This is a genomic window from Candidatus Allofournierella merdipullorum, from assembly GCF_048426865.1.
In the GTDB taxonomy this organism is placed as follows: Bacteria; Bacillota; Clostridia; order Oscillospirales; family Ruminococcaceae; genus Allofournierella_A; species Allofournierella_A merdipullorum.
This window is the reverse complement of sequence record NZ_DBFNWJ010000034.1, coordinates 1-25322: the sequence shown is the minus strand read 5'-3', so window position 1 is coordinate 25322 and position 25322 is coordinate 1. Positions and strand designations below refer to the sequence as shown.

21 protein-coding genes and 1 other annotated feature are annotated in these 25322 nt (G+C 65.7%); of the genes, 5 read left to right on the top strand and 16 right to left on the bottom strand.

Annotation, left to right across the window (positions count from 1 at the left end):
* The 3 genes from ACMNAY_RS05735 to pth form a co-directional block, all read right to left on the bottom strand.
* The coding region (locus tag ACMNAY_RS05735; RefSeq protein ID WP_418718732.1) for a WG repeat-containing protein at positions 1-1155 on the bottom strand (1155 nt) is incomplete at its 3' end.
* An 18-nt stretch (positions 1156-1173) separates the two neighbouring features.
* The gene (locus ACMNAY_RS05730; protein WP_418718731.1) at positions 1174-2181 is read right to left on the bottom strand and encodes a WG repeat-containing protein; all 1008 of its coding nucleotides are present in this window, start codon (positions 2179-2181) and stop codon (positions 1174-1176) included.
* Between the two features lie 126 nt (positions 2182-2307).
* Positions 2308-2901, bottom strand: a complete 594-nt coding sequence (pth, locus tag ACMNAY_RS05725) for an aminoacyl-tRNA hydrolase (protein WP_418718730.1) — start codon at positions 2899-2901, stop codon at positions 2308-2310.
* A 266-nt stretch (positions 2902-3167) separates the two neighbouring features.
* On the opposite strand from pth, the gene ppdK reads away from it, so the two are divergent.
* The gene (ppdK, locus tag ACMNAY_RS05720; RefSeq protein ID WP_418718729.1) at positions 3168-5801 is read left to right on the top strand and encodes a pyruvate, phosphate dikinase; all 2634 of its coding nucleotides are present in this window, start codon (positions 3168-3170) and stop codon (positions 5799-5801) included.
* A gap of 165 nt (positions 5802-5966) precedes the next feature.
* On the opposite strand, the gene ACMNAY_RS05715 is transcribed toward ppdK, so the two are convergent.
* Both ACMNAY_RS05715 and ACMNAY_RS05710 read right to left on the bottom strand, forming a co-directional pair.
* A complete protein-coding gene (locus tag ACMNAY_RS05715) occupies positions 5967-6959 on the bottom strand; it encodes an FUSC family protein (RefSeq protein WP_418718728.1) in 993 nt (330 codons plus the stop codon).
* On the bottom strand, positions 6956-7384 hold the full coding sequence (locus ACMNAY_RS05710; RefSeq protein ID WP_418718727.1) for a MarR family winged helix-turn-helix transcriptional regulator: 429 nt from the start codon (positions 7382-7384) through the stop codon (positions 6956-6958). Before ACMNAY_RS05710 ends, ACMNAY_RS05715 begins: the two co-directional genes overlap by 4 nt.
* A gap of 213 nt (positions 7385-7597) precedes the next feature.
* On the opposite strand from ACMNAY_RS05710, the gene ACMNAY_RS05705 reads away from it, so the two are divergent.
* Both ACMNAY_RS05705 and ACMNAY_RS05700 read left to right on the top strand, forming a co-directional pair.
* The gene (locus ACMNAY_RS05705; protein ID WP_418718726.1) at positions 7598-8374 is read left to right on the top strand and encodes a sulfite exporter TauE/SafE family protein; all 777 of its coding nucleotides are present in this window, start codon (positions 7598-7600) and stop codon (positions 8372-8374) included.
* 15 nt (positions 8375-8389) lie between these two features.
* Positions 8390-10150: an aryl-sulfate sulfotransferase gene (locus ACMNAY_RS05700; protein ID WP_418718725.1), complete on the top strand. Its 1761-nt coding sequence runs from the start codon at positions 8390-8392 to the stop codon at positions 10148-10150.
* Between the two features lie 32 nt (positions 10151-10182).
* Here ACMNAY_RS05700 and ACMNAY_RS05695 read toward each other — a convergent pair whose 3' ends face one another.
* The 10 genes from ACMNAY_RS05695 to ACMNAY_RS05650 all read right to left on the bottom strand — a co-directional run bounded on the left by ACMNAY_RS05695 (position 10183) and on the right by ACMNAY_RS05650 (position 21656).
* Positions 10183-11019: a sugar nucleotide-binding protein gene (locus tag ACMNAY_RS05695; RefSeq protein ID WP_418718724.1), complete on the bottom strand. Its 837-nt coding sequence runs from the start codon at positions 11017-11019 to the stop codon at positions 10183-10185.
* A 76-nt stretch (positions 11020-11095) separates the two neighbouring features.
* Positions 11096-11683, bottom strand: coding sequence for a nucleotidyltransferase family protein (locus tag ACMNAY_RS05690; protein WP_394977229.1), 588 nt, complete (start codon positions 11681-11683; stop codon positions 11096-11098).
* On the bottom strand, positions 11676-13919 hold the full coding sequence (locus ACMNAY_RS05685; protein WP_418718733.1) for a xanthine dehydrogenase family protein molybdopterin-binding subunit: 2244 nt from the start codon (positions 13917-13919) through the stop codon (positions 11676-11678). The genes ACMNAY_RS05690 and ACMNAY_RS05685 overlap by 8 nt, the downstream gene beginning before the upstream one ends.
* Positions 13920-13965: 46 nt before the next feature.
* On the bottom strand, positions 13966-14436 hold the full coding sequence (locus ACMNAY_RS05680; RefSeq protein ID WP_394977231.1) for a (2Fe-2S)-binding protein: 471 nt from the start codon (positions 14434-14436) through the stop codon (positions 13966-13968).
* 3 nt (positions 14437-14439) lie between these two features.
* Positions 14440-15231, bottom strand: coding sequence for an FAD binding domain-containing protein (locus ACMNAY_RS05675; protein WP_418718723.1), 792 nt, complete (start codon positions 15229-15231; stop codon positions 14440-14442).
* Between the two features lie 92 nt (positions 15232-15323).
* The gene (locus tag ACMNAY_RS05670) at positions 15324-16724 is read right to left on the bottom strand and encodes a uracil-xanthine permease family protein (protein WP_418718722.1); all 1401 of its coding nucleotides are present in this window, start codon (positions 16722-16724) and stop codon (positions 15324-15326) included.
* Between the two features lie 101 nt (positions 16725-16825).
* Entirely contained in the window at positions 16826-17602 is a 777-nt protein-coding gene (locus ACMNAY_RS05665) for an ABC transporter ATP-binding protein (RefSeq protein ID WP_418718721.1), read from the bottom strand.
* Positions 17586-18569: a FecCD family ABC transporter permease gene (locus ACMNAY_RS05660; protein WP_418718720.1), complete on the bottom strand. Its 984-nt coding sequence runs from the start codon at positions 18567-18569 to the stop codon at positions 17586-17588. The genes ACMNAY_RS05665 and ACMNAY_RS05660 overlap by 17 nt, the downstream gene beginning before the upstream one ends.
* Positions 18570-18603: 34 nt before the next feature.
* Positions 18604-19680, bottom strand: coding sequence for an ABC transporter substrate-binding protein (locus ACMNAY_RS05655; protein WP_418718719.1), 1077 nt, complete (start codon positions 19678-19680; stop codon positions 18604-18606).
* Positions 19681-19703: 23 nt separating this feature from the next.
* Entirely contained in the window at positions 19704-21656 is a 1953-nt protein-coding gene (locus tag ACMNAY_RS05650; RefSeq protein WP_418718718.1) for a hypothetical protein, read from the bottom strand.
* Between the two features lie 207 nt (positions 21657-21863).
* Between ACMNAY_RS05650 and ACMNAY_RS05645 the strand changes: the two genes are divergently transcribed.
* Positions 21864-22646: a hypothetical protein gene (locus ACMNAY_RS05645; RefSeq protein ID WP_418718717.1), complete on the top strand. Its 783-nt coding sequence runs from the start codon at positions 21864-21866 to the stop codon at positions 22644-22646.
* 4 nt (positions 22647-22650) lie between these two features.
* Here the strand turns inward: ACMNAY_RS05645 and ACMNAY_RS05640 are convergent, their stop codons facing one another.
* Entirely contained in the window at positions 22651-23466 is an 816-nt protein-coding gene (locus ACMNAY_RS05640) for a hypothetical protein (RefSeq protein WP_418718716.1), read from the bottom strand.
* A gap of 101 nt (positions 23467-23567) precedes the next feature.
* Positions 23568-23816: a binding site (T-box leader), on the top strand.
* Between the two features lie 88 nt (positions 23817-23904).
* Here ACMNAY_RS05640 and asnS point away from each other — a divergent pair.
* On the top strand, positions 23905-25290 hold the full coding sequence (asnS, locus tag ACMNAY_RS05635; RefSeq protein ID WP_394977249.1) for an asparagine--tRNA ligase: 1386 nt from the start codon (positions 23905-23907) through the stop codon (positions 25288-25290).
* The last annotated feature ends 32 nt before the right edge of the window (positions 25291-25322 follow it).

The window sequence follows — 25322 nt, the reverse complement described above, 5'->3', positions numbered from 1 at the left end:
GCGATTTTGATGGGAGCGCAAGGAAAAGCGCCGCAGGCACCCTTGGTGGTTGTCAAGGCGCTTTGACGCCGCGATACCGCAAAAGCGCCCGCTTCCCGGCGCCGTTTTCTTACGGCACCCCGGCTTTATTCCGGGCAGTTCCACCGCGCCCCACTTGCCCTCGGTCTTTACCCAGAGCAGGCCGCCGAAGGCGGGGGCGGCGTCCTCCACCTCGCCCGGCTTCCAAAGCCAGCTGCCGTCGGCTTTCAGAACGCCGGTGACGCCCTCCTGTTTCACCACCACGCAGCCCTCGGTGAAAGGCGCGGGGTAGATGCCGGTGGTGGGCTCGTTCTTTTCCGTTTCGCTGTTCCAGTCCCACCGCACGCCCCAGAAAGCGTCGTACTCGCAGGGAATGATCTCCTTGCCCGCCGTGTCCACATAGCCCCATTTGCCCTCTTTGCAGACGGCGATGGCCTCGTCGGTGCCCATGCAGGCGGCGTCATAGACAAAGTCGGTGAGCAGCTTGCCGTCGGATGTGGCCACCGCATAGCGGCCGTCCTGCTCCAGAATAAAGTCTTCCCAGGTGGCGGGGTCCTCGCCGGTCCAGTCGGCGCGCAGGGCCCCCTTTTGCACCGGGATGAGGCCGGGCAGGCCCTCGATCTCGGCCAGGGGACGCTGGTTCATGCTGGCCTCCCCGAAGCTGACGGCGCTCACCGCGCCGGCGCCGTCCGCCAGAAAGCGGTTGGAACCGCCGCCGTGGCCCACCTCCATGCGGTAGCTGGTGCCGATGCTCTCCAGCTGGGCGTCCAGCTCTTCCAGGGTCTCCCAATCGTACCAGCGCTCCCCTTCGTAGAGGCCCTGGTCGTACAGATGCCCCGCGCCGCAGCGGAGGGGCTGGGTCACAAAGGCCGCCGACGCGGCCACGTCGCCGCTGGCGACGTTCAGCACGCCCCAGCCGGCGGGGCTCTGCGCCAGATAGTAGCCTCCCTCGCCGGGGCGCCGGCTCACCATGCCCGCGGCCACGGTGGCGGTGTCCGCCACCGGCTCCACCGCCTCAAACTCGCCTGCGGGCTCGATGGCCCACTTCATGCTCTTCAAAGTGCCGCTGCCGCCGCAGCCGGCAAAACCCACCGCCAACGCCGCCGCCAGGGCCAGCGCCGCAAACCGTTTTTTCATGGAACGTCCTTCCTTTCTTCAGGCGGGCAGCTTCAGCGCGCCCCATTTGCCTTCGGTCTTCACCCACAAAAGGCCGCCGAAGGCCGGGGCGGCGTCCTCCGCCTCGCCCATCTTCAACAGCCAGCTGCCGTCGGCGTTCAAAACGCCGGTCTGGCCGTTCTGTTTCACCACCACGCAGCCTTCCGTGAAGGGGGCGGGCCAGACGCCCTCCACCCACTCGAACTCGCCGGCAGCCTCGTTTTTCTGCTGTTTTTTGCCCCAGAAGGCCTCATATTCGCAGGGGACGATCTCCTTGCCCTCTGCGTCCACATAGCCCCACTTGCCCTCTTTGCAGACGGCCACAGCCTCGTCGGTGGCCATGCAGGCGTCCTCATAAACAAAGTCGGTGAGCAGCCGGCCGTCGGAGGACGCCACCGCCCACCGTCCGTCCCGTTCGATGATGATCTCGTCCCAGCCGTCGTCGGTGGACACGGCGCGGCCCTGCCGCACCGGCACAAGGCCCGGCAGGCCCTTGAGGCTGCTCAGTTCCGGGTGGTCGGTGCCCATGTCGGAGCTGGCGGTGGCTGTTATCGTCCCGGCCTCGTCCGCCAGAAAGATCACCGAGCTGCCGCCGTGGCCCACCTCCAGCCGGTAGCTGGTGCCGATGGCCTCCAGTTCGGCGTTGAACTGATCGTATTTGGCCGGGTCCTCCCACTGCCAGGAGGGGGACTCCGGGTCGTAGAGGTGGCCGTCGCCGCAGCCGGTGGGCCGGTTCAAAAAGGCCCCTGCCGCCGCTGTGTCGCCGGTGAGCGCGTTCAGCACCGCCCAGCCGCCGGCGGTCTTTGCCAGATAATAGCCCGCCTCGCCGGCGCGGGTGCTCACCGTCCAGGGAGTCATCAGGCCGGTGTCCGCCACCGGCTCCACCGCTTCAAATTCATATGCGGGCTCGATGGCCCAGTCCATACTTTTTAAGGTGCCGCTGCCGCCGCATCCGGCGAGACCCGCCGCCAGAGCCGCAGCGAGAGCCAGCGCTGCAAAACGTTTCATCCCGTTTCCTCCTTTCGGGCGGGGCCGGTCGGCGGCCCGCACTTATAAAACGACGGAGGCCGGGCTCTTTATCACAGAAAAGATGTAAAAAAGCCGCATCGTTTTTGTAAACGACACGGCTTTTCTTCAGCGGTTATAGCGGTTCTGCGCCTCGGAGAGCTTTCCCTCCATGATGAGCTCCACGGCGTTCGCCACGTCCTCCAGGCGGCTTTCAAAGGCCTTGCGGTCCTCGCCGGAGATGCGCCCCAGCACCCAATCGGCCAGGTCGTACTCGGGGTTCGGTTTTTCGCCCACGCCCAGCCGCACCCGGGGGAACTCCTGGCTGCCCAGGCGGGCGATGATGTCCTTGAGGCCGTTGTGGCCGCCCGCCGAGCCGGAGGGCCGGATGCGCACCTTGCCGGGGCTTTGGGTCACGTCATCGCACAGCACGATGACATGGGCGGGGTCGATCTTATAAAAATCCGCCGCCGCGCCGATGCTGCGGCCGGAGAGGTTCATAAAAGTCTGGGGCTTGAGCAGGATGACCTTCTGCCCGTTCACCGTCGTCTGGGCCGAGAGGCCCTCGAATTTCACCCGGGGGGTGGGGGCGTTCCAGCGTTCGGCCAGAAAATCCAGCGCGTCGAAGCCCGCGTTGTGGCGGGTGCCCTCGTATTTCTTGCCGGGGTTGCCGAGACCGGCCACCAGCCAGTCAGCTCCGGCGCTTTGTTTTTTGAAAAACATGGGTGTTCTCTCTCCCTTTCCGTCGGGCGGCCGCAGCGCTTTCTGACGCGGCGAAAACCTGCCCCAGTTTAAGTTTACCTGCTTTTTTATTCTTTGCAAGCCCAAACTTGTGATGAAATGCAAAAAAATACGCAAATACAAGGACAAAAACGATAAAACCTCTGGCGCTTGGCGGTGCGATTTGCTATAATATTATGCGCGTTCTTATCGTTTGGCGGGGCATCCCGCCCCGCGGGACGTGGAATCTTTTATGGAGGTCGAGAATATTGAGCAAGAAGTATCTGTACCTGTTCAGCGAAGGCAACAAGGACATGCGTGAGATCCTTGGCGGCAAAGGTGCGAACCTGGCCGAGATGACCAACGCGGGCATGCCTGTGCCTCAGGGCTTCACCATCAGCACCGAGGCCTGCACCCAGTACTACAAGGACGGTCGCCAGATCAACGACGAGATCATGGCCGACATCTACGAGTACATCGGCAAGATGGAGGAGATCACCGGCAAGAAGTTCGGTGACGTGAAGAACCCCCTGCTGGTGTCTGTGCGTTCCGGCGCCCGCGCCTCCATGCCCGGCATGATGGACACCATCCTGAACCTGGGCCTGAACGACGAAGTGGTGGAGGGCCTGGCCGCCAAGACCGGCAACCCCCGTTTCGCCTACGACAGCTACCGCCGTTTCGTCCAGATGTTCAGCGACGTTGTTATGGAGCTGAGCAAGAGCGACTTTGAGAAGATCATCGACGAGATGAAGGAAGCCAAGGGCGTGAAGCTGGACACCGAGCTGGATGCCGACGACATGAAGGCTCTGGTCGTGAAGTTCAAGGACCTGTACAAGAGCAAGATGGGCAGCGACTTCCCCGCCGACCCGAAGGTTCAGCTGATCGAGGCCGTCAAGGCCGTGTTCCGCAGCTGGGACAACCCCCGCGCCAACGTCTACCGCCGCATGAACGAGATCCCCTACGACTGGGGCACCGCCGTCAACGTGCAGGCCATGGTGTTCGGCAACAGCGGCAACAACAGCGGCACCGGCGTTGCTTTCACCCGCAACCCCGCCACCGGTGAGAAGGCTCTGTTCGGCGAGTACCTGATCAACGCCCAGGGCGAGGACGTGGTTGCCGGTATCCGCACCCCCTCCCCCATCGCTCACCTGAAGGATCAGATGCCTGAGGTGTACGACCAGTTCGTGGAGATCGCCACCCGCCTGGAGAACCACTACAAGGATATGCAGGACATGGAGTTCACCATCGAGGATGGCAAGCTCTACATGCTGCAGACCCGTAACGGCAAGCGCACCGCTGCCGCCGCTCTGAAGATCGCCGTTGACCTGGTGGACGAGGGCATGATCGACGAGCGCGAGGCCGTTCTGCGCGTTGAGCCCAAGCAGCTGGACAGCCTGCTGCATCCCCAGTTCGACGCCGCCGCTCTGAAGCAGGCGGAAGTCATCGGCAAGGGCCTGGCCGCCAGCCCGGGCGCTGCCTGCGGCCAGGTGGTGTTCACCGCCGAGGACGCCAAGGAGAGCGTTGAGAACGGCAGCATGAAGAAGGTCGTTCTGGTCCGTCTGGAGACCAGCCCCGAGGACATCGAGGGCATGGTCGTGGCGCAGGGCATCCTGACCGTTCGCGGCGGTATGACCAGCCACGCTGCCGTTGTGGCCCGCGGCATGGGCACCTGCTGCGTTTCCGGCTGCGGCGAGATCGTCGTGGACTACGACAAGCAGGAGTTCACCCTGGGCGGCAAGACCTACAAGCGCGGCGACTGGATCTCCATCGACGGCTCCACCGGCAACATCTACGGCGAGGCTATCCCCACCGTTGAGGCTTCCATCAGCGGCGACTTCGGCCGCTTCATGGGCTGGGCCGACGCTGCCCGTCAGCTGAAGGTGTTCACCAACGCCGACAACCCGCGCGACGCCAAGCAGGGTGTTGACTTCGGCGCCGAGGGCATCGGCCTGTGCCGCACCGAGCATATGTTCTTCGAGGCCGACCGCATCAAGGCTGTGCGCGAGATGATCGTTGCCGAGAACGTGGACGACCGCAAGAAGGCTCTGGCGAAGATCCTGCCCTACCAGCAGGGTGACTTCGAGGCCATGTACAAGGTCATGGGCGAGCGCCCGATGACCATCCGTTACCTGGATCCCCCGCTCCATGAGTTCCTGCCCACCAAGGAAGAGGAGATCGTGGATCTGGCCAAGGATCTGGGCGTGACCGTTGAGAAGCTGCACACTGTCATCGACAGCCTGCACGAGTTCAACCCGATGATGGGCCACCGCGGCTGCCGTCTGGCCGTCTCCTACCCCGAGATCGCCGAGATGCAGACCACCGCTGTGATCAACGCCGCCATCAACGTCTCCAAGGAGACCGGCGTGAAGATCGTTCCCCACATCATGATCCCCCTGGTTGGCGAGGTCAAGGAGCTGAAGTTCGTTAAGGACGTGGTCGTTGCCACCGCCGACAAGATCATCGCCGAGGCCGGCGTTGACATGAAGTACGAAGTGGGCACCATGATCGAGATCCCCCGTGCGGCCCTGACCGCCGACGAGATCGCCAAGGAGGCCGAGTTCTTCAGCTTCGGCACCAACGATCTGACCCAGATGACCTTCGGCTTCAGCCGTGACGACGCGGGCAAGTTCCTGAGCTACTACTACGACAACAAGGTCTACGAGAGCGATCCCTTCGCTCACCTGGACCAGAACGGCGTGGGCAAGCTGGTGGAGATGGCCGCGAAGCTGGGCCGCACCACCCGTCCTGAGCTGGGTCTGGGCATCTGCGGCGAGCACGGCGGCGACCCCACCAGCGTGGAGTTCTGCCACCGCGTGGGTCTGGACTATGTGTCCTGCTCTCCCTTCCGTGTGCCCATCGCTCGTCTGGCCGCCGCTCAGGCTGCTATCAAGAACCCCCGGTAATCGCGGGTTCGGGAGCACGGCTCACTGAATAAGTAAAAAACCGGCGCGCCGCCAAAGGCGGTGCGCCGGTTTTTTATGCGTCTTTGGCTCAAAGGGTCGTCTTTGCCCCGGGCAGAAAACGCAGGGTCAGGCGGCGGAACAGCGCCGCGAACACAAGGGCGAAAGTCACGCCCAGCACTGTGTCCGCCAAACGCAGCACCACCGCGCCCTGAAGGCCGTAGAGCCCCGCGCGATCATCAGCGCGCCGATGCAGTTCATCGCGGTCTTATAGCGATAATCGGTGCAAAAGCCCATGCAGAATCCGCCCAGCGGGCCCAGCAGCGAGCGAAAGTCCGGCGGCACCGCCAGATAGAGAAGGGCGAACAGGCCGCAGCCCGCCGCCGCGCCCACGATGCGCTGCCAAAAGCGGACGGCGGTGTTTTGAGGCAGCGGATATTCCGACAGCAGCGACCCGCAGGCAAAGCCCATCCACATGAATCGCTCCACCCCAAAGGCCTGCCCCGCGGCCAGCACCAGGCTCACCCCCAAGGCCATGCGCAGCTGCCACAAACACTCCGGCCGGGCCAGATCGAACCGGCGCAGCCGGTGGTGGAAGCGGGCGCCGGGGTTGCGCTTGCGGTGTTTGACGAACAGGATGGCCCCGCAGAGAAGATAGCCCTCCAGCGCCATCATTCCCCGGCGGGCAAGAGCCTGGCCCGCCACCGGGTTGCCGGCAAGGTAGATATAAGCGAAGTTGTAGATGCCGCCGTTGCCCATCTCCGGCCGCTGGCAGGTCAAAAGGAGCAGCGCGAAAAAGGCGATGAAATGCAGCGGCGCCACAAGCACCGGCGCCAGTGCCGCCGCGGCGCAGGGCGCCAGCGTCAGGATGGCCAGCGCCGCCCCCAACGCCGCCATGGAGTCGGCGATGCAATAGTCAAAATCCACGAAGCGGATGCCCAGCAGCATGCAGAACAGCACCACCGCCCGCGGAGTGTTGTCCGCGCCGAACAGGCCGGACAGCAGGCTGATGAACAGAATGGCAAAGGCCACGATTAGCGCCGAGCGCACCGCCATGGCGGCCCAGTAGAAAGCCTTTTCCCCCTTTGTGCCGCAGGCGGCGATGCGCCGCTTCAGCACCGACGGGTCCATCTGCAGCGCGTTATAAAATTCTCTTGTCACGGGTTTTCCTGTCCTTTCTCCAGATGGGCGGCAAGACGGTCCGCACAGCGCATGAACGTCTCAAATTCCTCGGGCGCGGCGCGCCACAGATCATAAAAAGGCTGCAGGATGCTCTCGTATCCCTTCTTCAGCTCCGCCAGCCCGGTGTCGGTGATAAACAGCTGGCAGCTGCGCTCGTCGGCTTCGTTCCGGTGCCTGGAAATGCAGTTCTTTTCGCCCAGCGCTTTCAGACAGCGGCTCACCGCCTCTTTTTTCATCCCGCTGTCCTGGCTGAGCAGAACGGGTGTGTTGTGGTCCGGCCGCAGGTACAGGTGGGCCAGCAGTTCGCACTCACTGGCCGTCAGCGCCGATCTGCGCGCGGGCAGCAGCGCCCGCATGACCTTTTGCATCTGCTGCTGATAGCGGACCATTTCCGTCCACTCCATGGATATTTCCCCTCTCAATGTAATTAACATTGTTAATTACATGCGGATGCGCAGCATTTGTCAAGCCCGGCCGGTTAAAAGAAAAAAGGCCGCCGGCGCCAGGGGTTTGCGCCCCATTGTTTCACAGGTTCCTTTAGCGCCGGTTAAGCCGCATCTGCTATCGTTTGAGCCACAGGGCCGCCGCGGCCCTTTTACGAAAGGAAGTCCTTTGTTTTGAATGAACTCTGGTTCCAGATCCTGATCTGTTTTCTGGCGGGCGCCGGGGCGGGCCTGGGCACGGGCTTTGCCGGCCTGAGCGCCGCCACGGTCATCACGCCCATGCTGGTCACCCTTTTGGGCCTGCCCGCCTATGAGGCCATCGGCATCGCCTTGGCCAGCGATGTGCTGGCCAGCGCCGCCAGCGCCCGCACCTATGCCAAGAACGGCTCCATCGACCTGCGCAACGGGCTGGTGATGATGGTGGGCGTGCTGTGCATGACGGTGGTGGGCAGCTGGCTGTCTACCCACCTGCCGGACAACACCCTGGGCGGTTTCTCGGTGGTGATGGCGCTGGTGCTGGGGTTGCGATTCCTCTTCTTCCCCATCCTGGCTCCCGCCCATCCCGCCGGCCCCGGCGCGGGCAAACGCCGGGTGTGGATGAGCGCCGCCGGCGGCGGAGCGGTGGGGCTTGTGTGCGGCGTGTTCGGCGCCGGCGGCGGCATGATGATGCTGATGGTGCTGACCTTCGTGCTGGGCTACGAATTGAAAACCGCGGTGGGCACCAGCGTGTTCATCATGACCTTTTCCGCCCTGCTGGGCGCGGCCAGCCACTTTGCTCTGGGCAGTGCGCCGCCGCTGGTGCCGCTGGCGCTGTGCGTGGTGTTTACCCTCTTCTGGGCGCAGCTGGCCGCCCGCATCGCCGCCCGGGCCGATTCTCTTTTGCTCAACCGCCTCACCGGCGCCATCCTCACGGCAGTGGGGCTGCTGTTGCTGGTGTTGAATCTACTGTAAAGCAGGTGGATACGAATGGGTATCAAACGAAAATGGAAATGGCTGATCCTTGGCGGGGCCGTGCTGCTGGCGCTGGCCGCGCTCATCCCCGTTGCGGTGGTGCTGGGCTCCAAGGCCTTCACCGCCCAGGAACAGGCCGCCCGCACCGACTGGAGCTTCTCCGCCGGCGACGTGGTGGCCCAGAGCAGCCAGTGGCAGGTGGATCTGACCGAGGCCGACCTGGGCGACGGGCTGAAAGCCCTGCAGCTGGTGCCTCAGGACATCGAGGAAGAAGGCTTCACCTACTACGACGAGGAAGTGCAGCAGCGGCTGTACCAGATGGTGCAGGAGCTGAAGAACAACGCCGACGTGAAATGGACCGCCTCCATGCCGCTGGCCATTCTGAACCCCTACGGCACCGGCAGCAACGGGCTGTACCTCTACTTTGAGACCGATCTGGCCGCCTCGGTGAGCTACACCGTGCATGTGGACGGTCTCACCGATTTTTCCGCCAAGGCGGCGGACGCCTCCGGCAAGGAGTACACCAAGATTCATGAGTTCCAGCTCATCGGCCTTGTGCCCGGCGAGGTGAACGAGGTCACCATGACCGTTTCCGGCCGGTTGGGCACCACCCTGCAGACCATCCGCTTCACCGTGGAGATGCCCGAGACCCGCTCGGGCTACGCCACACAGCTGGAGGTGACCGAGGGCGAGTCCTCCGCTGCCCAGGCCGAGGGGCTGTTCACCATGATGCGGGTGAACGGCTATCTGGGCTACGGATTTTTCTTCGACAACGAGGGCGTGATGCGCTATGAGATGGTGCTGGAGGGCTACGGGCTGAACCGGCTGCTGTTTTACGGCGACGAGATCCTCACCTGTGTGTCCTCCTCCAAGCTGGCGCGCATCAACGGGCTGGGCCAGGTGACCTGGGTGTGCGACCTGGGCGAATACGACCTGCACCACGACATCGGCTGGGGCGCCGACGGGGAGGTGCTGGCCCTGGCGGAGGAGCGGGGCAACGAGACGGTGGAGGACCGGCTGCTCTCCATCGACCTGGAGACCGGCGAAGTGACCGAGCTCATCAACTTCAGCACCTTCCTGCAGGACTACTACGACGTTACCCGCCCGGTGGCCCCCACCGATGACTTCTTCTGGCAGGTGGGCGAGTGGGACTGGATCCACCTGAACAGCCTGCAGTACATGCCGGAGGACGACAGCGTCATCCTCTCCTCCCGGGAGACCTCCTCCATTCTGAAAGTGACGGGCCTCCACGGCGAGCCCGCGCTGGACTGGCTGGCGGGGGACGAGCGCGTCTGGGAGGGCACCGCCTACGAGGACGCCTGTCTTGCCCAGGAGGGCGACTTTGTGCCCCAGTACGGCCAGCACTGCGTGGAGTACTACGCCGACGGCGAGGAAGAGGGCGTTTACTACCTGTCGCTGTTCAACAACAACTACCTGTCCATCAACAGCCGCGACCTGGAACTGACGGCGGACGACAGCGTAGGCCTCGGCCTTTACGGCGGGGAGGGCGACGCCAGCCAGGTGTACATCTACCGCATCGACGAAAACCGGCGCACCTTCTCGCTGGAAAGCAGCTTTGACGTGCCCTATTCCAGCATCGTGTCCAACGGTTCCCTCTGCGGCGAGGGCGGCAACTGGGTGGTGAACAGCGGCGTTGCCATGGTGTTCGGCGAGTACGACTCTGCCGGCACCCTCATCCGGGAGTACGCCTACGAGTGCACCATGCAGAACTACCGCACCTTCAAATACGAGATGGACCTGTGGTTCCGCAATTAACAAAAAAGGAGCGCCGTTTCGGCGCTCCTTTTTTATTCGTTTTGGGCCGCGAGGCACCGGGCAAAGCCCTCCGCCGTGCCGCCGAAGTCCGCACCCAGCCGGCGGGCTTTGCCGCCGTCCATGGCGAGGCAGCGAGGCCAGCAGGCTTTCTCCACCGGCGGCTCGTCCAGCCCCAGCAGCCGGCAGAAATCCAGGGCGGTGGCGTACATATCCCCGTCGCTCTCGCAGCCGAAGTTGTAAACGCCCCCCGGCCAGTCCAGGGCAGGCAGCAGGTGTTCCACCGCCTGCCGCACCCAGGTCACGCCCCGCGCGTCGGCGGCGGAAAAGGCCAGCCTTCTTCCCTCTTTTTCCGCCGCCAGCAGGTTGAGGGGCAGGTTCGGCCGGATGGGCAGCCCGCCGCCGGGCAGGTCGTACATCCAGGTGGCCCGCAGCAGCACCGCCGAGTCCAGCTCCTCCAGCACACGCTCTTCCGCCTCCCGCTTGTGGCGGCCGTAGATGTTGGCCGGGCGCAGGGGCACCGTCTCGTCAAAGGGGCCGGGGCCCTCCAGCCCGGTGTAGACCTGGTCGGAACTGAAGGCCACCAGCTTTGCTCCCGCCCGCCGGGCGGCCCGGGCCAGCTGCACCGGCAGCTCCACATTGGCTTGCCGGGATTCCTCCGGGTGCTGCTGGCAATATCCCGTGTCGGAGATGGCCGCCGTGTGCAGAATGGCGTTGGGGGCGGCGGCCTCCACCAGCCGCTCCACTTCTTCCGGCCCGGCGCTGCGCAAAGCGCCCGCCGGCGCGGCGATCAATTCCAGCCGCCCGCCCAGCTGCGCCATGATGCGCGCGCCCACAAATCCGCCCGCGCCGGTAACAAGCACCCGTTTCATCCTCATCCCCGCCTTTCTCTGCTGCCATTATACCACAAAAAGCGCCCTCCGCTTTCGCAAAAACGGAGAGCGCTTTTCAGTTTTCATCGGGCAGTTGGCCGGGCAGGTCGATGTCCTCCAGTTCCCGCTCGCTGCCTGCCTGCACCCGCAGGCATTCGTCGCCCAGAGCGCGCAGGACGGCCCGTCCGCCCCGGTCGCCCTCCAGCGCCCGCAGGTCTTGCGCCAGCGACGCGGAAAAGAGGGTGGGGCTGCCCACTTTGCCGCCAAAGCAGAGGGTGGCCCCGCGGGTGGGCGGGGCGGCCTGTTCCAGCAGCGCCGCCACGCTGGCGGCGGTGAGGTACGGCTGGTCCGCCACCGCGAAGAGCAGGTAGTCGCTTTTTTCCAGCGGCTCCAGAGAATCCAGCGCCGCCTTGATGGTGAAGGAAAGGCCCTGTTCGCTCAAAGGGCTTTCCACCGCCTTTGCCCCGGCGGCGCGGGCCGCCGCCAGAATCTCCGGCGTGCGGCTGGCCACCGTTACGTCCGCGTTCGGGCGTTCCCTGGCCGCCGCCAGCAGGGCGGCCAGGCCGTGGGCATAAAGGGGTTTGCCGTTCAGCGGGCGCAGTAATTTATTTTCGCCGAAGCGGCGGGCGGAGCCCGCCGCCAGCAAAATCAGATGCTCAGCCATTTTTCTTCATGCCCAGCAGCACTTTTTCCGGGGTGATGGGCAGGCTGCGGTGCCACACACCGGTGGCCCGCTGCACCGCATGGGCGATGGCCGGCGAGGGAGTGTTGATGACGATCTCGCCGATGGACTTGGCGCCAAAGGGGCCGCTGGGCTCGTAGCTGGCCTCGAAGGTCACGTCCAGCTTGCCCATGTCCAGCCGGGTGGGGATTTTATACTGCATGAAGGAGTTCTCCGCCAGATGGCCGGTCTCGTTGTAGGTGATGCTCTCAAACAGGGCCATGCCAATGCCCTGCACGATGCCGCCTTCCGTCTGCACCCGGGCCAGGTTCGGGTTGATGGGGGTGCCGCAGTCCACCACGGCGGTGTAGTCCAGCACCTTCACGCCGCCGGTGCGGGTGTCCACCTCCACCTCGGCCATGCCCGCCATGAAGGGGGGCGGCGAGGTGGGCGAGGAATGGGAGCAGGTGACCTGCAGCGCCGGGGCGCTGCCGCACATGGAGCGGCCGGCGATGTCGGTGAGGCTCACCTCACCCTTGCCGTCCAGCCGGCGCACGGCGCGGCCGGCGAACTCCACCTCTTCGGGGGCACAGTCCAGCATTTCGGCCGCCAGCGCGCAGATGCGCTCTTTCAACTGGGCACAGGCCTTTTCCACCGCCTTGCCGGTGACATAGGTGGTGGAGGAGGCGTAGGAACCGGAGTCGTAGGGGGAGGCGTCGGTGTCCGCGCCAAAGACGGAGATGTTGTCCACATCGCAGTCCAGGCAGTCGGCGGCAATTTGGGCCAGGATGGTGTCGCAGCCGGTACCCATGTCCGCCGCGCCGATGGTGAGGTTATAGCAGCCCTCGTCCCCCAGCTTGATGGTGGCGCTGCCCACGTCCACCCCGGAGATGCCGGAGCCCTGCATGGCGATGGCCACGCCGGCGGCGCGGACTTTGCCGTCGCCCATGTCCCGCACGGGGTACTTTTCCGCCCAGCCGAAGCGCTCAGCACAGGTCGCAAGGCACCGGTCCAGCGCGCAGGCGGAGGCCGGCTCGTTATAGTAGGCGGGCATGGTCTGGCCCTCCCGCACAATGTTCTTCATCCGCAGTTCCACCGGGTCCATGCCCAGCCGCCCGGCCAGCTCGTTCACCGCGCTCTCCACGGCGAAGATGCCCTGAGTCGCGCCGTAGCCCCGGTAAGCGCCGGAGGACTGGTGGTTGGTATAGACCACGTCCCAGGCGAAACGGAAGGCTTCGAGACCCCCGGTGTAAAGGGGGATGGATTTGTGGCCGGAGAGGCCCACGGTGGTGGGGCCGTGCTCGCCGTAGGCCCCGGTGTCGGACAGGGTGTAAACGTCCAGCGCGCGGATGACGCCCTCTTTACTGGCGCCCAGCCGCACCTTCACCTCCATGGGGTGGCGGGGGCTGGAGGCGATGAGGCTTTCTTCCCGGGAGTAGATCATCCGGGCGGCGCGGCCGGTCTTCCAGGTGACGAAGGCGGGGTACACCTCCGCCACCACCGTCTGCTTGGCCCCAAAGCCGCCGCCGATGCGGGGCTTTTCCACATGGATTTTGGATTTGGGGATATCCAAGGCGTTGGCCAGAATACGCCGCACATGGAACACGATCTGGGTGGAGGACACCACATGCAGCCGCCCGTAGGCGTCCAGCTCGGTGTAGGTGCGGAAGGTCTCCATCATGGCCTGGTTGCAGGCCTGGGTATTGTAGGTGTGCTCCACCACCACATCGCAGTCCGCCAGCACCGCTTCCACGTCGCCGTCGGAATCGCTGCCGGAAGCGCAGAGGTTGCGGCGGTTGTCCGCCCCCACGGGGCAGAGGGCCTTCCAGCTTTCCTCCGGGTGCACAAGAACCGGGCCGTCCAGCGCCTCGTGAACATCCAGCACCGCGGGCAGCACCTGATACTTCACCTTGATGCGTTTGATGGCCTGGCGGGCGGCCTCTTCGGTCTCGGCGGCCACGATGGCCACCGCGTCGCCCACAAAGCGGACGTGCTTATCAAGAATAAGCCGGTCATAGGGCGAGGGCTCGGGCCAGGTCTGGCCCGCCATGGTGAAGCGCTTTTGGGGCACGTCCTGCCAGGTGTAGACGGCCACAACGCCCGGCGTGCGCAGGGCGGCGGCGGGGTCGATGGATTCGATCATGGCGTTGGCGTGGGGGCTGCGCAGCACCTTGACCACAAGGCAGTCCGCCGGGGTGACGTCCTCGGTGTAGACGGGCTTGCCCAGCAGAAGGGCCATGGCGTCCTTTTTGCGCACGGGCGCGCCCACGGCGCGGCGTTCCGTTTCACTCACGGCCCTCACCTCCCTTTCGGCTGTTCAAAAAGGCGCGGATGGCCCGCAGCTGCCCCTCGTAGCCGGAGCAGCGGCAGAGGTTCCCCGCCAGGAAGACGCGGATGTCGTCGTCGGTGGGGTCGGGGTTCTCCCGCAGCAGGGCGATGGTGTTCATCACAAAGCCGGGGTTGCAAAAGCCGCACTGCTCCGCGCCCTGGTCGGCGATGAACTCGGCGAAGGGGCGGGCTTCCTCCTGCAGGCCTTCCAGCGTGTCCACCCGGCGGCCGTTAGCCCGCGCCGCCAGCACCGAGCAGGAGAGCACCGGCGCGCCGTCCAGCAGGACGGTGCACAGGCCGCAGTTGGATGTCTCACAGCCCCGCTTGACGCTCAGGCATCCCTTTTCGCGCACAAGGTCAAGGAGCAGGGTGTCAGGCCGCACGGCGGCGGCCACCGGCCGGCCGTTCAAAACAAAGTTTATCTCCATGGCTCACTTCTCCTCCAGTTTCAAGGCGGCGCGGCTCACCAGCGCCCGACAGACTTCTTTGCGGTACTCCGCCGAGCCCCGGGTGTTGGAGCCAAAGGTTGCCCGCCGGACAACGTCCTCGGCAAAGGCGGCGGCGCTTTTCTCATTCACACCGCCCGCCAGCAGCCCCGCCTCGTCGTCAAAGCGGGCCGCACGGGCGGGGCGGGCGCCCACGGCGCAGGCCACCTTGCCCTCCCGGCGCACCACGGCGCAGGTGAGGACAGGGAAATCGGTGGCGGAATTGCGCTGGGAGAGATAGGCCGCCTCCAGCTCGCCGCCGGGGATGAAGATATGGGTCAGAATGTCCTTGCGGATGCCGGAGGCGGCAAAGTCTTTCAGGCTCATCCGCCCGGCCTCGGCCAGTTCGACCCGAGCATCCAGCGCCAGCAGCAGGGTGAGGGGGTCGGAGAAGCCGAACCGCCCAAAGACGCTGCCGCCGATGGTGGCGAGATTGCGGAACTGCACACCCACGATGTGTTTGACGCTTTCGGCCATGGCCCCGCCGGTGAAGGCGGCAAGGCCCGCGTGGGTCTCCAGCTGCCGCAGGCTCACCATGGCCCCGATGCGCCAGCCCTCCTCCGTTTCCTCGATGGCGTCAAGGCCAAGGCCGGAGAGGTCCACGACGGTGTCCACATTCTTATCCTGCAGTTTCAGCCAGAGCATGCCCCCCAAGGCCACGTTGCTCTTTTTCGCCCGAAGCAGGCTCAGGGCCTCTTCCACCGTTTCGGGGCGGGCGTAGTTTTTGATGGTCAGCACAGCGTTTCCTCCCTGTGACGATTTTTCAGTTTCATTGTAGCACAACCTCGGGCCGCAAAAAAGCCCCCGGGTTCGGAGCCGGGGGCAAAGGTTTACGCCTCTTTTTCCTTGGGCAGCAGCAGGTTCATCACGATGGCCACGAAGGCGGCGGGCACGATGCCGGAACCGCCGAACATCAGCTGCACCCATTGGGGCAGGCCCACCAGCACGGCGCTGTTCGCGCCGAGGCCGTAGCCCAGGCCCAGGGCCACCGCCACGATGGACATGCTGCAGGGGGTGAGGGGGTCGCGGGTGATGAGCTGGATGCCGCTCATCACGATGGAGGAGAACATGATGACCGCCGCGCCGCCCAGCACGCTCTGGGGCATGATGGACACCAGCGCCGCGAGTTTGGGCAGCAGGCCGCAGAGCACCAGGAACACCGCGCCGCAGGCAAGAGCCATGCGGTTGACGATGCGGGTCATGGTGACAAGGCCCACGTTCTGGCTGAAGGAGGTGTTGGGCAGCACACCGAAGAGCGCCGCAAAGGAAGAACCCAAGCCGTCGCAGATAACGCCGCCGGACAGCTCCGTGTCGGTGGCTTCCCGGCCCATGCCGCCCTCGGTGACGCCGGAGATGTCGCCCACCGTCTCCACGGCGGTGACGATGAACATCACCATCACCGGCAGGATGGCCCGCAGGTCAAACACCGGCTTCACCGGCATCAGCTGGGGCACGGCGAACCAGTCGGCCTCCAGCACTTTGTCCCAGTTGAGCACCCAGGCCTTGGTGTACTCGGCGCCCTCGGCGGTCACGCCGGTGGTGGGCAGCACCAGGCCCAGCACCCCGCAAATGACATAACCGCAGACGATGCCGATGAGGATGCAGGAGGAGCTGGCCATACCCTTGGCCCCGTGTTTGAGGGCCAGCACGATGACCATCACCGCCAGGCCGATGAGCAGGTTTTCCAGCGAGCCGTAGTCCGCGGCGGAGGTGCCGCCGCCGAAGGAGCCAACGCCCACGCTGATGAGGGACAGGCCGATGGACAACACCACCGTGCCGGTGACCACCGCCGGGAAGAATCGGCGCAGGGGCTTGAGGAAAGCGCCCAGCACCGTCTCAAACAGGCCGCCCAGGATGGACGCGCCCATGATGGCCGCGTAGGCGGCCACGCCGCCGCCCATCACCTTGACCACGCTCTGGAACACGCCGATGAAGCCGGAGCTGGTGCCCATGATGATGGGCACCTTGCCGCCCACGGGGCCCACGGCGTAGAGCTGCACCAGGGTGACGATGCCCGCCACCAGCATGGCGTTCTGCAAAAGGCTCACCTGGATGGCGGCAAAGTCCGCCCCGCCGCCGATGGCGGCGCAGAGGTTGGTGATGATGAGGATGGGGGTCAGGTTGCCCACGAACATGGCCAGCACATGCTGCAGGCCCAGGGGGATGGCCTGGGCCAGAGGCAGCCGGCCCTCGAAATCATAGGGGGTGACGTACTGCTTTGTTTTTTCCATCGTGCTCCTCCTCGGCGTTTTTTCGAAACAAACAAAACAATTATACCGCCCGTTCACAAAAAATCCACATTTTCTGCAAGCGGGCGGCAAAAATCTACCTTTTATTCAGTTGTGCAGAGGAAATGGCCCGTTTCCTTGTCCGCTTTGACCCGGATCCCGGGATAGAGAAGGCCCAGCGCCCGCTCGATCTGCGGGGCGGTGCAGGCGCTTGGCTCCAATCGCTCCAGGATGCGGCCCTCCTTCAACAGCAGCACCGGGCTGCAATAGCGCAGGGCCAGCGCCGGGTCGTGGAGCACCGCCGCGGCGCACCGCCCGCCCGCCGCCAGCTGTTCGCCCAGCAGGCGGAACAGCCGGTGGGTGTTGGAAAAATCCAGCGCGCTGCCCGGTTCGTCCAGCAGCAGCACCGGGGCGCTTTGCACCACCGCCCGGGCCAGATGCACCAGCTGCCGCTGGCCCTGGCTGAGGGCGGCGCAGTCGGCGTTCAGAAGCTCTTCCAGCCCAAAGGCCCGGGCCGCTTCGGCCACCGCCGCCTTTGCGCCCGGATCGGCCCGCAACGGCCCGCCCCAGGCATAGCGGCCCATCTCCAGGGCTTCTTCCACCCGCACGCCGGGCAGCAGAGGAATTTGCTGGCGCACCAGCGCCAGCCGCCGCGCCCGCTGCTTTGCGGGCAGCGGCAGGCAGTCCTGCCCGTTCACCAGCACCCGGCCGGAAGTTTTTCGCACCCCGCCGGCCATGGCGTTCAGCAGGGTGGATTTGCCCGCGCCGTTGGGGCCGAGGATAGCCGCCAGCTGGCCCTCCTTGATTTCAAAGGAGACGTTTTGCACCACCGGCGTTTGGTAGCCCGCGGTGAGGTCTTTCACTTCAAGCGTCGTCCTCACCTCCCCTTCCCTGGCGCACCAGCAGCACCAGCAGCACCGGCACCGCCGCCGCCACCGTGAAGATGCTGAGGGGCAGGTTGAGCAGACGGGCGGGCAGGTCCGCCGCCAGCAGCACCGCCGCGCCGCACAGGCCGCAGAGGGCAAGGTAAGGCCCGCCCCGCCGCCCGCCCAGGAAAAAGGCGATGTGGGGGGCAATGAGGCCCACGAAGGCCACCGCGCCGCACACCGACACCACCGCCGCCACCATCAGGGTGGTGAGGCTGAGCACCAGGGCCCGCCAGGGGGCCGGGTCAAGGCCTAAGCCCCGGGCGGCGTTCTCCCCCAGGCTGAGCATCAGAATGGGCTTTCGCACCAGCCACAGCACCAGGGCGCACCCCGCCGCCAGCAGGGCGGGCAGGGCTATTTTTTCCGCCGTAACGGCGGAAAGGCTGCCCATGGTCCAGCTTTCGATGGCACCCAGCTGGCCCTCCGGGTCCGCCAGGGTCTTGAGCACCATCAGCCCCGCCTCGGCCAGGGAGGACACGATGACCCCCGCCAGCAGGTAGCTGCCGGTGCGGGCAAGGCGCGCCGCGCTCACCAGGCCCAGCACCGCCGCCAGGGCGGCCATGCCGAAGGCAAAAGAAAAAAGCGTCACCGAGAGCCGCCCGCCCGCGCCCAGCACGATGGCCGCCGCCGCGCCGAGGCTCGCCCCGCTGGACACGCCGGTGAGGTCCGGGGAGGCCAGGGGGTTCGCGAACACCGTTTGATACACGCCCCCCGCCATGCCCAGCGCCCAGCCCCCGGCCAGACCCATGAGGGTGCGGGGCAGGCGCAGCTGCCAGAACACCCGGGCGGAAAGGCCGCCGGGATCCTGCAAAATCTCAGAAAAAGAAAGGGGAAAGCTGCCGGTGAGCAGCCCCGCGGCGGCCAGCGCGGCCACCGCCAGAAGGCAGCCGGCCAGGGCGGCACGGGTGCGGGTGCTGTTCATGGCGCTCTCCCCTTTCGTTCATTTTCCGGGAAATTTATTTGGTGATGAGGCTCTCGTCCACGGCAAAGCCGTAGAAGGTCTGGTAGAAGTCCGCTGCGTCGGCGGTGAAGGTCTCAAAGGGATACTCTTCCGGGTGCAGAACGCTGGTCAGCCACAGGCAGCCCAGAATGCCGGAGGGAATGGGGGAATCCCACTCCTCCAGGCCGGCGGGCATCTGATACACAGCGCCGTTCTCCACGGCGGGCACGCCCGCCAGCTGAGCGTCCGCCAGCACATCGGCGGCGGTGTACTCCGCGCCAGAGGGCACCACGATGACTTCGGGGGCCATGGCCAGGATGTCCTCATAGGACACCTCGGTCCAGTAATCCCCTTCCAGAGAGGCGACGGCGTTCACACCGCCGGCGGTCTCCACCAGATAGTTCTGGTACATACCGGCGGGGGCGCAGCTCATGTAGCTGGAGTTGGAAGCCATGTAGACGGTGGGCTTTTCCGCGCCCTCGGTGAGGGAAGCCATGCGGGCCAGCTGTTCATCATAGTAGCCGGTGAGGGCCGCGGCGGCGTCCTCCGCGCCCAGGGCCTTGCCCAGCAGTTCGATCATCTCCACCAGCGCCTCGTGGCTCTCGGGGGCCACCACCAGGGCGGGGATGCCCAGCTCGGCCAGGGTGTCGGCGTAGTCGGTGAGGGCGGCGGGCAGGATGACCAGATCCGGCTCCAGCGCGGCCACGGCCTCCACGTCCATCTCCTTCATGGTGCCCACGCCGGGCTTTTCAATGAGCTCGGGGGCAGCCATCTGGTAGAGGGAGCGGGTGTCGGCCTTTTTCTCAAGGCCCACCACCGCGTCGCCCTTGCCCAGGGCCAGCACCGCGTAGGTGCTGATGTAGTAGCCGCTGACCACCGTCTCGGCGGGGGCGGCCAGCTCCACGGTGCGGCCCGCCTGGTCGGTGAGGGTCAGGCCCTCGGCCTCGCCGGCGGGCTCGCTGGCAGGCTCCGAAGCCGGCACGGAGGCGGGGGCGGAACTCGACGCAGGCGCGGCGGCGCAGCCGGCACAGCCCAGGGCCAGAGCGAGCGCCAGGGCCAGGGCGGCCAGGCGCAGGGAAAGTTTCTTTTTCAAATCAAGTCACTCCTTCTTATCCTTCACGCGGGCACCTTGTAAAGGCGCACCGCGTCGTTTGCAAAGTCCGGCGTCCGCTGCCACTGGGGCCAGCCCTCCACCTGGGTGGACACCAGCAGCCAGTCGATGCCCTCCCGGGCGGCCAGGTCAAAGGCCTCCTCCTCGCCCAGCCGGTAGAAGATGGCGTCGCTCACCTCTTCCAGACGGCGGCGGGTCTCGGCGTAGACGTTGTCGTAGTCCAGCGCGTAGCGGTAGCTTTCCAGATAGCCGCGCCGCTCGCTGGCGGCAGTGTAAAAGTGGAACACGCCGTCCGAGCCGGCAAAGGTCTTGTTGTTGCGGTTGGTGGCAAAGATCTCCGCCGGGTCGCTGTTTTCCTCCAGCCAGCGGGCGGCCTGCCAGTCGCCGGAAAGGACGCTCTCCTCCGTGGGCTGGCTCATCCGCAGCCCGGCGCAGCGCAGCGCCGCCTGCACCCCTTCCCGGCACTCGGGCACCACGTCGGTGAGCTGCCAGCCGAAGGCGCAAAGGCACGCCGCGCCCAGAGCCGCCGCGCCCAGCAAACGCAGCGCCGCCCGCCGCGCCGCCAGCCACCGGCCATAGCACTCCAGCGCGGGCATGGCCGCCAGCCACCACATGGGGATGGCCGCCAGCAGAAAGTAGACCTGGGAGAAGGAATAGTGAGTGTAGAGGGCGAAGGCCGCCGCGCCGCCCACGGCGATGGCGTTGACGCACAGCTGCACAAAGGTAAGCCTGCGGAAATGGGCAAGGCTCCAGGGCAGCGAGGCGAGATAGAGCACAAGGCCCAGCAGCGAGGCGTTCACCAGCGCTTCGGGCAGTTCGCCCACCCGCTCAAGGCCGCTGAACATCAGGTTGTTCACCGCGCCCCGGAACACCAGCGCCCAGCAGGCCCCGAAGGCCGCGGCGCAAAGGCCGGCCAGACCGGCCATGGGCAGGCTGCGCCGGCCGGTGACCAGCGACACCACCGCGGCTGCCGCCAGGGCACAGAGGGCCAGCGCGCCCAGGGTGCTCTTGATCATAGACAGGGCGGCGCAGGCCAGGAAGAAGCCGGGCCAGAACGCCCGGGAGGGCTTCTCCCCTTCCAGCGCCCGGTCGGCCAGAAGCAGCACGCCGCACAGGCCCAGCAGCGCCGTGCCCATGCCGTTGGTGTTGGTGAACAGGTGGAAGGGCTGTTCGCTGAAGCGGCTGTTCATAAAGAACACCGCTCCCGCCGCCAGCGCGGCCAGCCAATCCCCGGCGCCCAGGCGCTTTGCCAGCGCCCACAGCGCGCCCAGGGTGAGCAGGCCCACCGGGGCATACCAGTAAAAGGCCAGCCCCGCCCAGGCGCTGGCCCCCGCGGCCCGGGCCAGCAGGCCGGCGGCGAGGTCGTTCAAGAAGTGATAGTGCAGGGTGTAGCCCGCCATGCGCATGTCGCCGAAGGGCGCGCCGAAGGCCCCCGACGCCGCGTTGCCCACGCTCCACAGCAGGTCCTGGTTATACGTCCACACCCCCAGCCGCTCGGGGGTGGCGGCGGGCAGCACGCCCCAGAAGGCGTGGAAGAACAGGAACATGCCCATGAACAGCATCAGCAGGCTGACCGCACCGCCGGGCAGGCGGGGACGAAGACGGGGCTTTTCCCGCAGCCACCCGGCCGCGCCCGCCGCGCCCAGCACGAGGCCGGGGGCAAGGGCCGCCCAGGCGCCCCAGCGCCCCAGCGCCCACCAGCTCACCAGCAGCACGCCCATCCCCAGGCAGAAGGCCGCCGCCAGGTTGGCCGCTTCCTCAAGGCCCGGAGCCGCCAGCCGGGCAAGGAACCGCCCCGCGCAGAGCACCGCAATGAAAAACAGCCCGGCAAAGGCCGCGAGCCCGGCGAGGCTTCCGCCCGACGCCAGCACCGCCGCCAGCCACACAAGGCCGCCCACGGTCAGCGCCGCCGGCCCCGCCAGCCGCAGCGCAAAAAACGCCATCTTTCTGACTTTCAAACAAGCACTTCCTTTTCCTCAACTGCCTGAAGCGTTCTTTCCTCTTGACATTTTACTATAAATCTCTCCCGATGAAAACCGCCTGTTTCTTCCTTTTTGCCGCCTTTTTATCAAAATTTCACCCGGCTTTCGTTGTGGAGCGCGCCGGCATATAGTACAATCAGGCTGTATCCACCGGCCCCGGGCCGGAACAAAGGAGCGGGTGTCATGTTCACTGCCTATCATTTCCTGTGGCTCGCCATCAGCGCCGCGGTCATCGCCGGTGCGCTGCTGTTTTTGAAACAGCGCCGCCCGCCGCTGAAAGACGTGCTCAGCGTTTGCTGCGTGCTGTGCGTTCTCTCCGAGCTGGTAAAGGACCTGAGCGTCATCAAAATGGTGCCCTCCTCCGACGGCTCCATGCTGCTGCCCTACATGGAGATGCAGCATCTGCCCTTCCATTTGTGCAGCATCCAGATCCTGCTGATCTTCTTCGTGCGCTTTGCCCGCCCGGGCCGCGGGCGCACCACCGTGCTGGCCTTCATGTACCCCACCGCCCTCATCGGAGCGGCGCTGGCGCTGGCCATGCCCTCCATCTTCTCCACCAGCATCGAGGTGACCCAGGCCTTCACCCATCCCCTGGCCTATCAGTTCTTCCTTTACCATTCCATGCTGGTGGTGCTGGGGGCCTACATCCCTCTGTGCGGCGAGGTGGAGCTGCGCCCGAAGCACTACTTCACCACCCTGGGCATTCTGGGGGCGATGGCCATGGCCTCCCTCTACCTCAACTCCATGTTCGCCGCCGCCACCTACGAGGACGGCGAGCTCATCAGCGTGGAATACGCCACCAACTTCTTTTTCACCTACACCCCGCCCCTGCCCATCCCGCTGACCAACGTGGGCCAGTGGCTGGTGTATCTGGCGGTCATCTGCCTGCTGGCAGCGGCGCTCATCGGCCTGTGCTACCTGCCGGTGTTTTTGAAAGCGCGCAAAAAGGCCGCCGCGGGGCGGTAAAACCTCACGACGGCCAGCGCTGCCCCTGGGGCAGGCCGTAGACCTGCACCGTTTCCAAAAGGGGCGAAAGGGAGATGTCCCGAGGCGTAACGGGCCAGCCGCCGCCCCCGTCGATGTCATACCCGAAAGCGGCATAGGCGCACCACACCAGATGGGCGCACTGGGTGGCGGGCGGGTCGGAGGTCTCCCCCAGCCATGCCAGCCCGGAAAAAAGCCCGTAGGGCAGGCCCAGCAGACGCTCCCGGGCCCAGTCGGCCACCGCCGCCCGGCGCTCCGCGCTCACCCCTTTGAGCCGCAGTACCGCCACGGCGGCCTTGTCCTGCCAGGTGGAAAGGCTGCTCAGCTGGCTGGGGCAGCCCAGGCTGTAGGCCTCCAGCACCAGACCCTCCTCCGCGTCCACCACCAGCGCCGCGTGGCCGTTGCGCCAGCCGCCGCACCGGCTGGAGGGGGTGAGCAGGATGTCCCCCTTTTCCAGCGGCGCGAATGCAAAATCGCCCTCCGTGATCTCCAGCCGTACCATGGCCGCGCCCTTCACCGCCTGCCAGTGGCAGGGGGCGAAGTATCGGGCCTGGAAGTCAGGCAATTCCTGCCCCCGGCCCTCATCCAGCAGCGCGTCCACCGCCAAAGGCCCGAGGCCCGTCTGGGCAAAGAGCAGGTCATAGTCCGGCGTTCCCGCCTCAGCCCGGGCCACCGTCCCCGTCAAGTCCACCATGGGGTAGCCCGGCCGGGCGTGGGCAAAGCGGGGCGCGCGGCCCATCCACACTGCCGCCCCTGCCGCCAGCATCGCCACCACAAGACAGGCCCGCCGCCGTCCCTTCATGCCGCCGCCCCCCTTCTGGTGATAGCATACCGCCCGGGGCATGAAAAAATGCGGCGAAACAGGGCCTTGACAGGAGGCGGCGAAAGGGGTAAACTGATTCCACAAAAGCTGTGATAAAGAGCAGTACGCCGACAAGCGGCGGCCCAGCGAGCGGGGAGCGGTGCGAGCCCCGTCCGGCGCCCGGCGGAAGGAACACTTTGGAGCTGCGCGCCCCAACCCGTTTTGAAAACGGCAGTAGGGCGTGACGTGGGCGGCGCGTTAAGCCGCGACGCTTATATTCGAGCGGAAAAGGGGCCGTGCAAACGGCAAGTTAGGTGGCACCGCGGATCCGGCAGCGATTCGTCCTAATGCAAAGGGACGAATCTGGCTGCCGGTCTTTTTTTACCGTTTCACCGCAAAGCAAACGGGAACACACCTTAATAAAAAGGAGAGGGAACAATGGAACGCATCATCATCAAGAACCTGCTTTCCTGCCCCCCCGCCGACGGCGCTGTGGTGACCGTTTGCGGCTGGGCCAAGACCGTGCGGGACTCGAAAAACATCGGCTTCATTGAGCTGAGCGACGGCTCCAGCTTCAAGAACCTGCAGGTGGTGTTCGAGGCCGCCAAACTGGAAAACTACAAGGACGTGGCCAAGGCCGGCGTGGGCACCAGCATGCGCGTGGTGGGCCGCGTGGTGCTGACCCCCGGCGCGAAGCAGCCGCTGGAGATCAACGCCGACAGCGTGGAGATGCTGGGCGTCTGCCCGCCGGAGTATCCCCTGCAGAAAAAGCGCCACACCGTGGAGTTTCTGCGCACCATGCCCCATCTGCGCCCCCGCACCAACACCTTCGCGGCGGCTTTCCGGGTGCGCAGCACCGCGGCCTACGCCATCCACCGCTTCTTCCAGGAGCAGGGCTTTGTCTACGTGCACACTCCCCTCATCACCGGCTCCGACTGTGAGGGCGCGGGCGAGATGTTCCGTGTGACCACCCTGGACCTGAACGACCTGCCCCGCACCGAGGACGGCAAGGTGGACTGCACCAAGGACTTCTTCGGCCGTCCCACCAACCTGACGGTGTCCGGCCAGCTGGAGGGCGAGGCCATGGCCATGGCCTTCGGCAACATCTACACCTTCGGCCCCACCTTCCGTGCGGAGAACTCCAACACCCCGCGCCACGCGGCGGAGTTCTGGATGATCGAGCCGGAGATGGCCTTCGCGGACCTGAACGATTATATGGACAACGCCGAGGCGATGGTGAAATACGTCATCGGCTATGTGCTGGAGCATTGCCCCGACGAGCTGGCCTTCTTCAACCAGTTCTTCGACAAGGGCCTGCTGGAGCGTCTGACCGCCCTGGTGAACGCGGACTTTGCCCGCGTGAGCTACACCGAGGCGGTGGAGATCCTGGAAAAGCACAACGACCAGTTCCAGTACAAGGTGGAGTGGGGCACCGACCTGCAGACCGAGCACGAGCGCTACCTCACCGAGCAGGTGTATCACAAGCCGGTGTTCGTGACCGATTACCCCGCCGCCATCAAGAGCTTCTACATGCGCGCCAACGACGACGGCCGCACCGTGGCCGCCGCCGACATGCTGGTGCCCGGCGTGGGCGAGCTGGTGGGCGGCAGCCAGCGTGAGGAGCGGCTGGACCTGCTGGAAGCCAAGATGAAGGACCTGGGCATGAACATGGCCGACTACAAGGAGTACCTGGACCTGCGGCGGTTCGGCAGCGTGAAGCACGCGGGCTACGGCCTCGGATTCGAGCGGCTCATCATGTACCTCACCGGCATCCCCAACATCCGGGACGTCATCCCCTACCCCCGCACCGCCGGCGGCTTCTGAGCCGCGGCTCCCAAAAAGCAGAAAAGCGGCGG

Excerpts from the sequence above, each read along its gene's own strand:
- ACMNAY_RS05730 (WP_418718731.1), bottom strand. The coding sequence starts at position 2,181 with ATGAAACGTTTTGCAGCGCTGGCTCTCGCTGCGGCTCTGGCGGCGGGT.
- pth (WP_418718730.1), bottom strand. The coding sequence starts at position 2,901 with ATGTTTTTCAAAAAACAAAGCGCCGGAGCTGACTGGCTGGTGGCCGGT.
- ACMNAY_RS05710 (WP_418718727.1), bottom strand. The coding sequence starts at position 7,384 with ATGGAGTGGACGGAAATGGTCCGCTATCAGCAGCAGATGCAAAAGGTC.
- ACMNAY_RS05700 (WP_418718725.1), top strand. The coding sequence starts at position 8,390 with ATGGGTATCAAACGAAAATGGAAATGGCTGATCCTTGGCGGGGCCGTG.
- ACMNAY_RS05695 (WP_418718724.1), bottom strand. The coding sequence starts at position 11,019 with ATGAAACGGGTGCTTGTTACCGGCGCGGGCGGATTTGTGGGCGCGCGC.
- ACMNAY_RS05690 (WP_394977229.1), bottom strand. The coding sequence starts at position 11,683 with ATGGCTGAGCATCTGATTTTGCTGGCGGCGGGCTCCGCCCGCCGCTTC.
- ACMNAY_RS05685 (WP_418718733.1), bottom strand. The coding sequence starts at position 13,919 with ATGGCCCTTCTGCTGGGCAAGCCCGTCTACACCGAGGACGTCACCCCG.
- ACMNAY_RS05680 (WP_394977231.1), bottom strand. The coding sequence starts at position 14,436 with ATGGAGATAAACTTTGTTTTGAACGGCCGGCCGGTGGCCGCCGCCGTG.
- ACMNAY_RS05670 (WP_418718722.1), bottom strand. The coding sequence starts at position 16,724 with ATGGAAAAAACAAAGCAGTACGTCACCCCCTATGATTTCGAGGGCCGG.
- ACMNAY_RS05660 (WP_418718720.1), bottom strand. The coding sequence starts at position 18,569 with ATGAACAGCACCCGCACCCGTGCCGCCCTGGCCGGCTGCCTTCTGGCG.
- ACMNAY_RS05645 (WP_418718717.1), top strand. The coding sequence starts at position 21,864 with ATGTTCACTGCCTATCATTTCCTGTGGCTCGCCATCAGCGCCGCGGTC.
- ACMNAY_RS05640 (WP_418718716.1), bottom strand. The coding sequence starts at position 23,466 with ATGAAGGGACGGCGGCGGGCCTGTCTTGTGGTGGCGATGCTGGCGGCA.
- asnS (WP_394977249.1), top strand. The coding sequence starts at position 23,905 with ATGGAACGCATCATCATCAAGAACCTGCTTTCCTGCCCCCCCGCCGAC.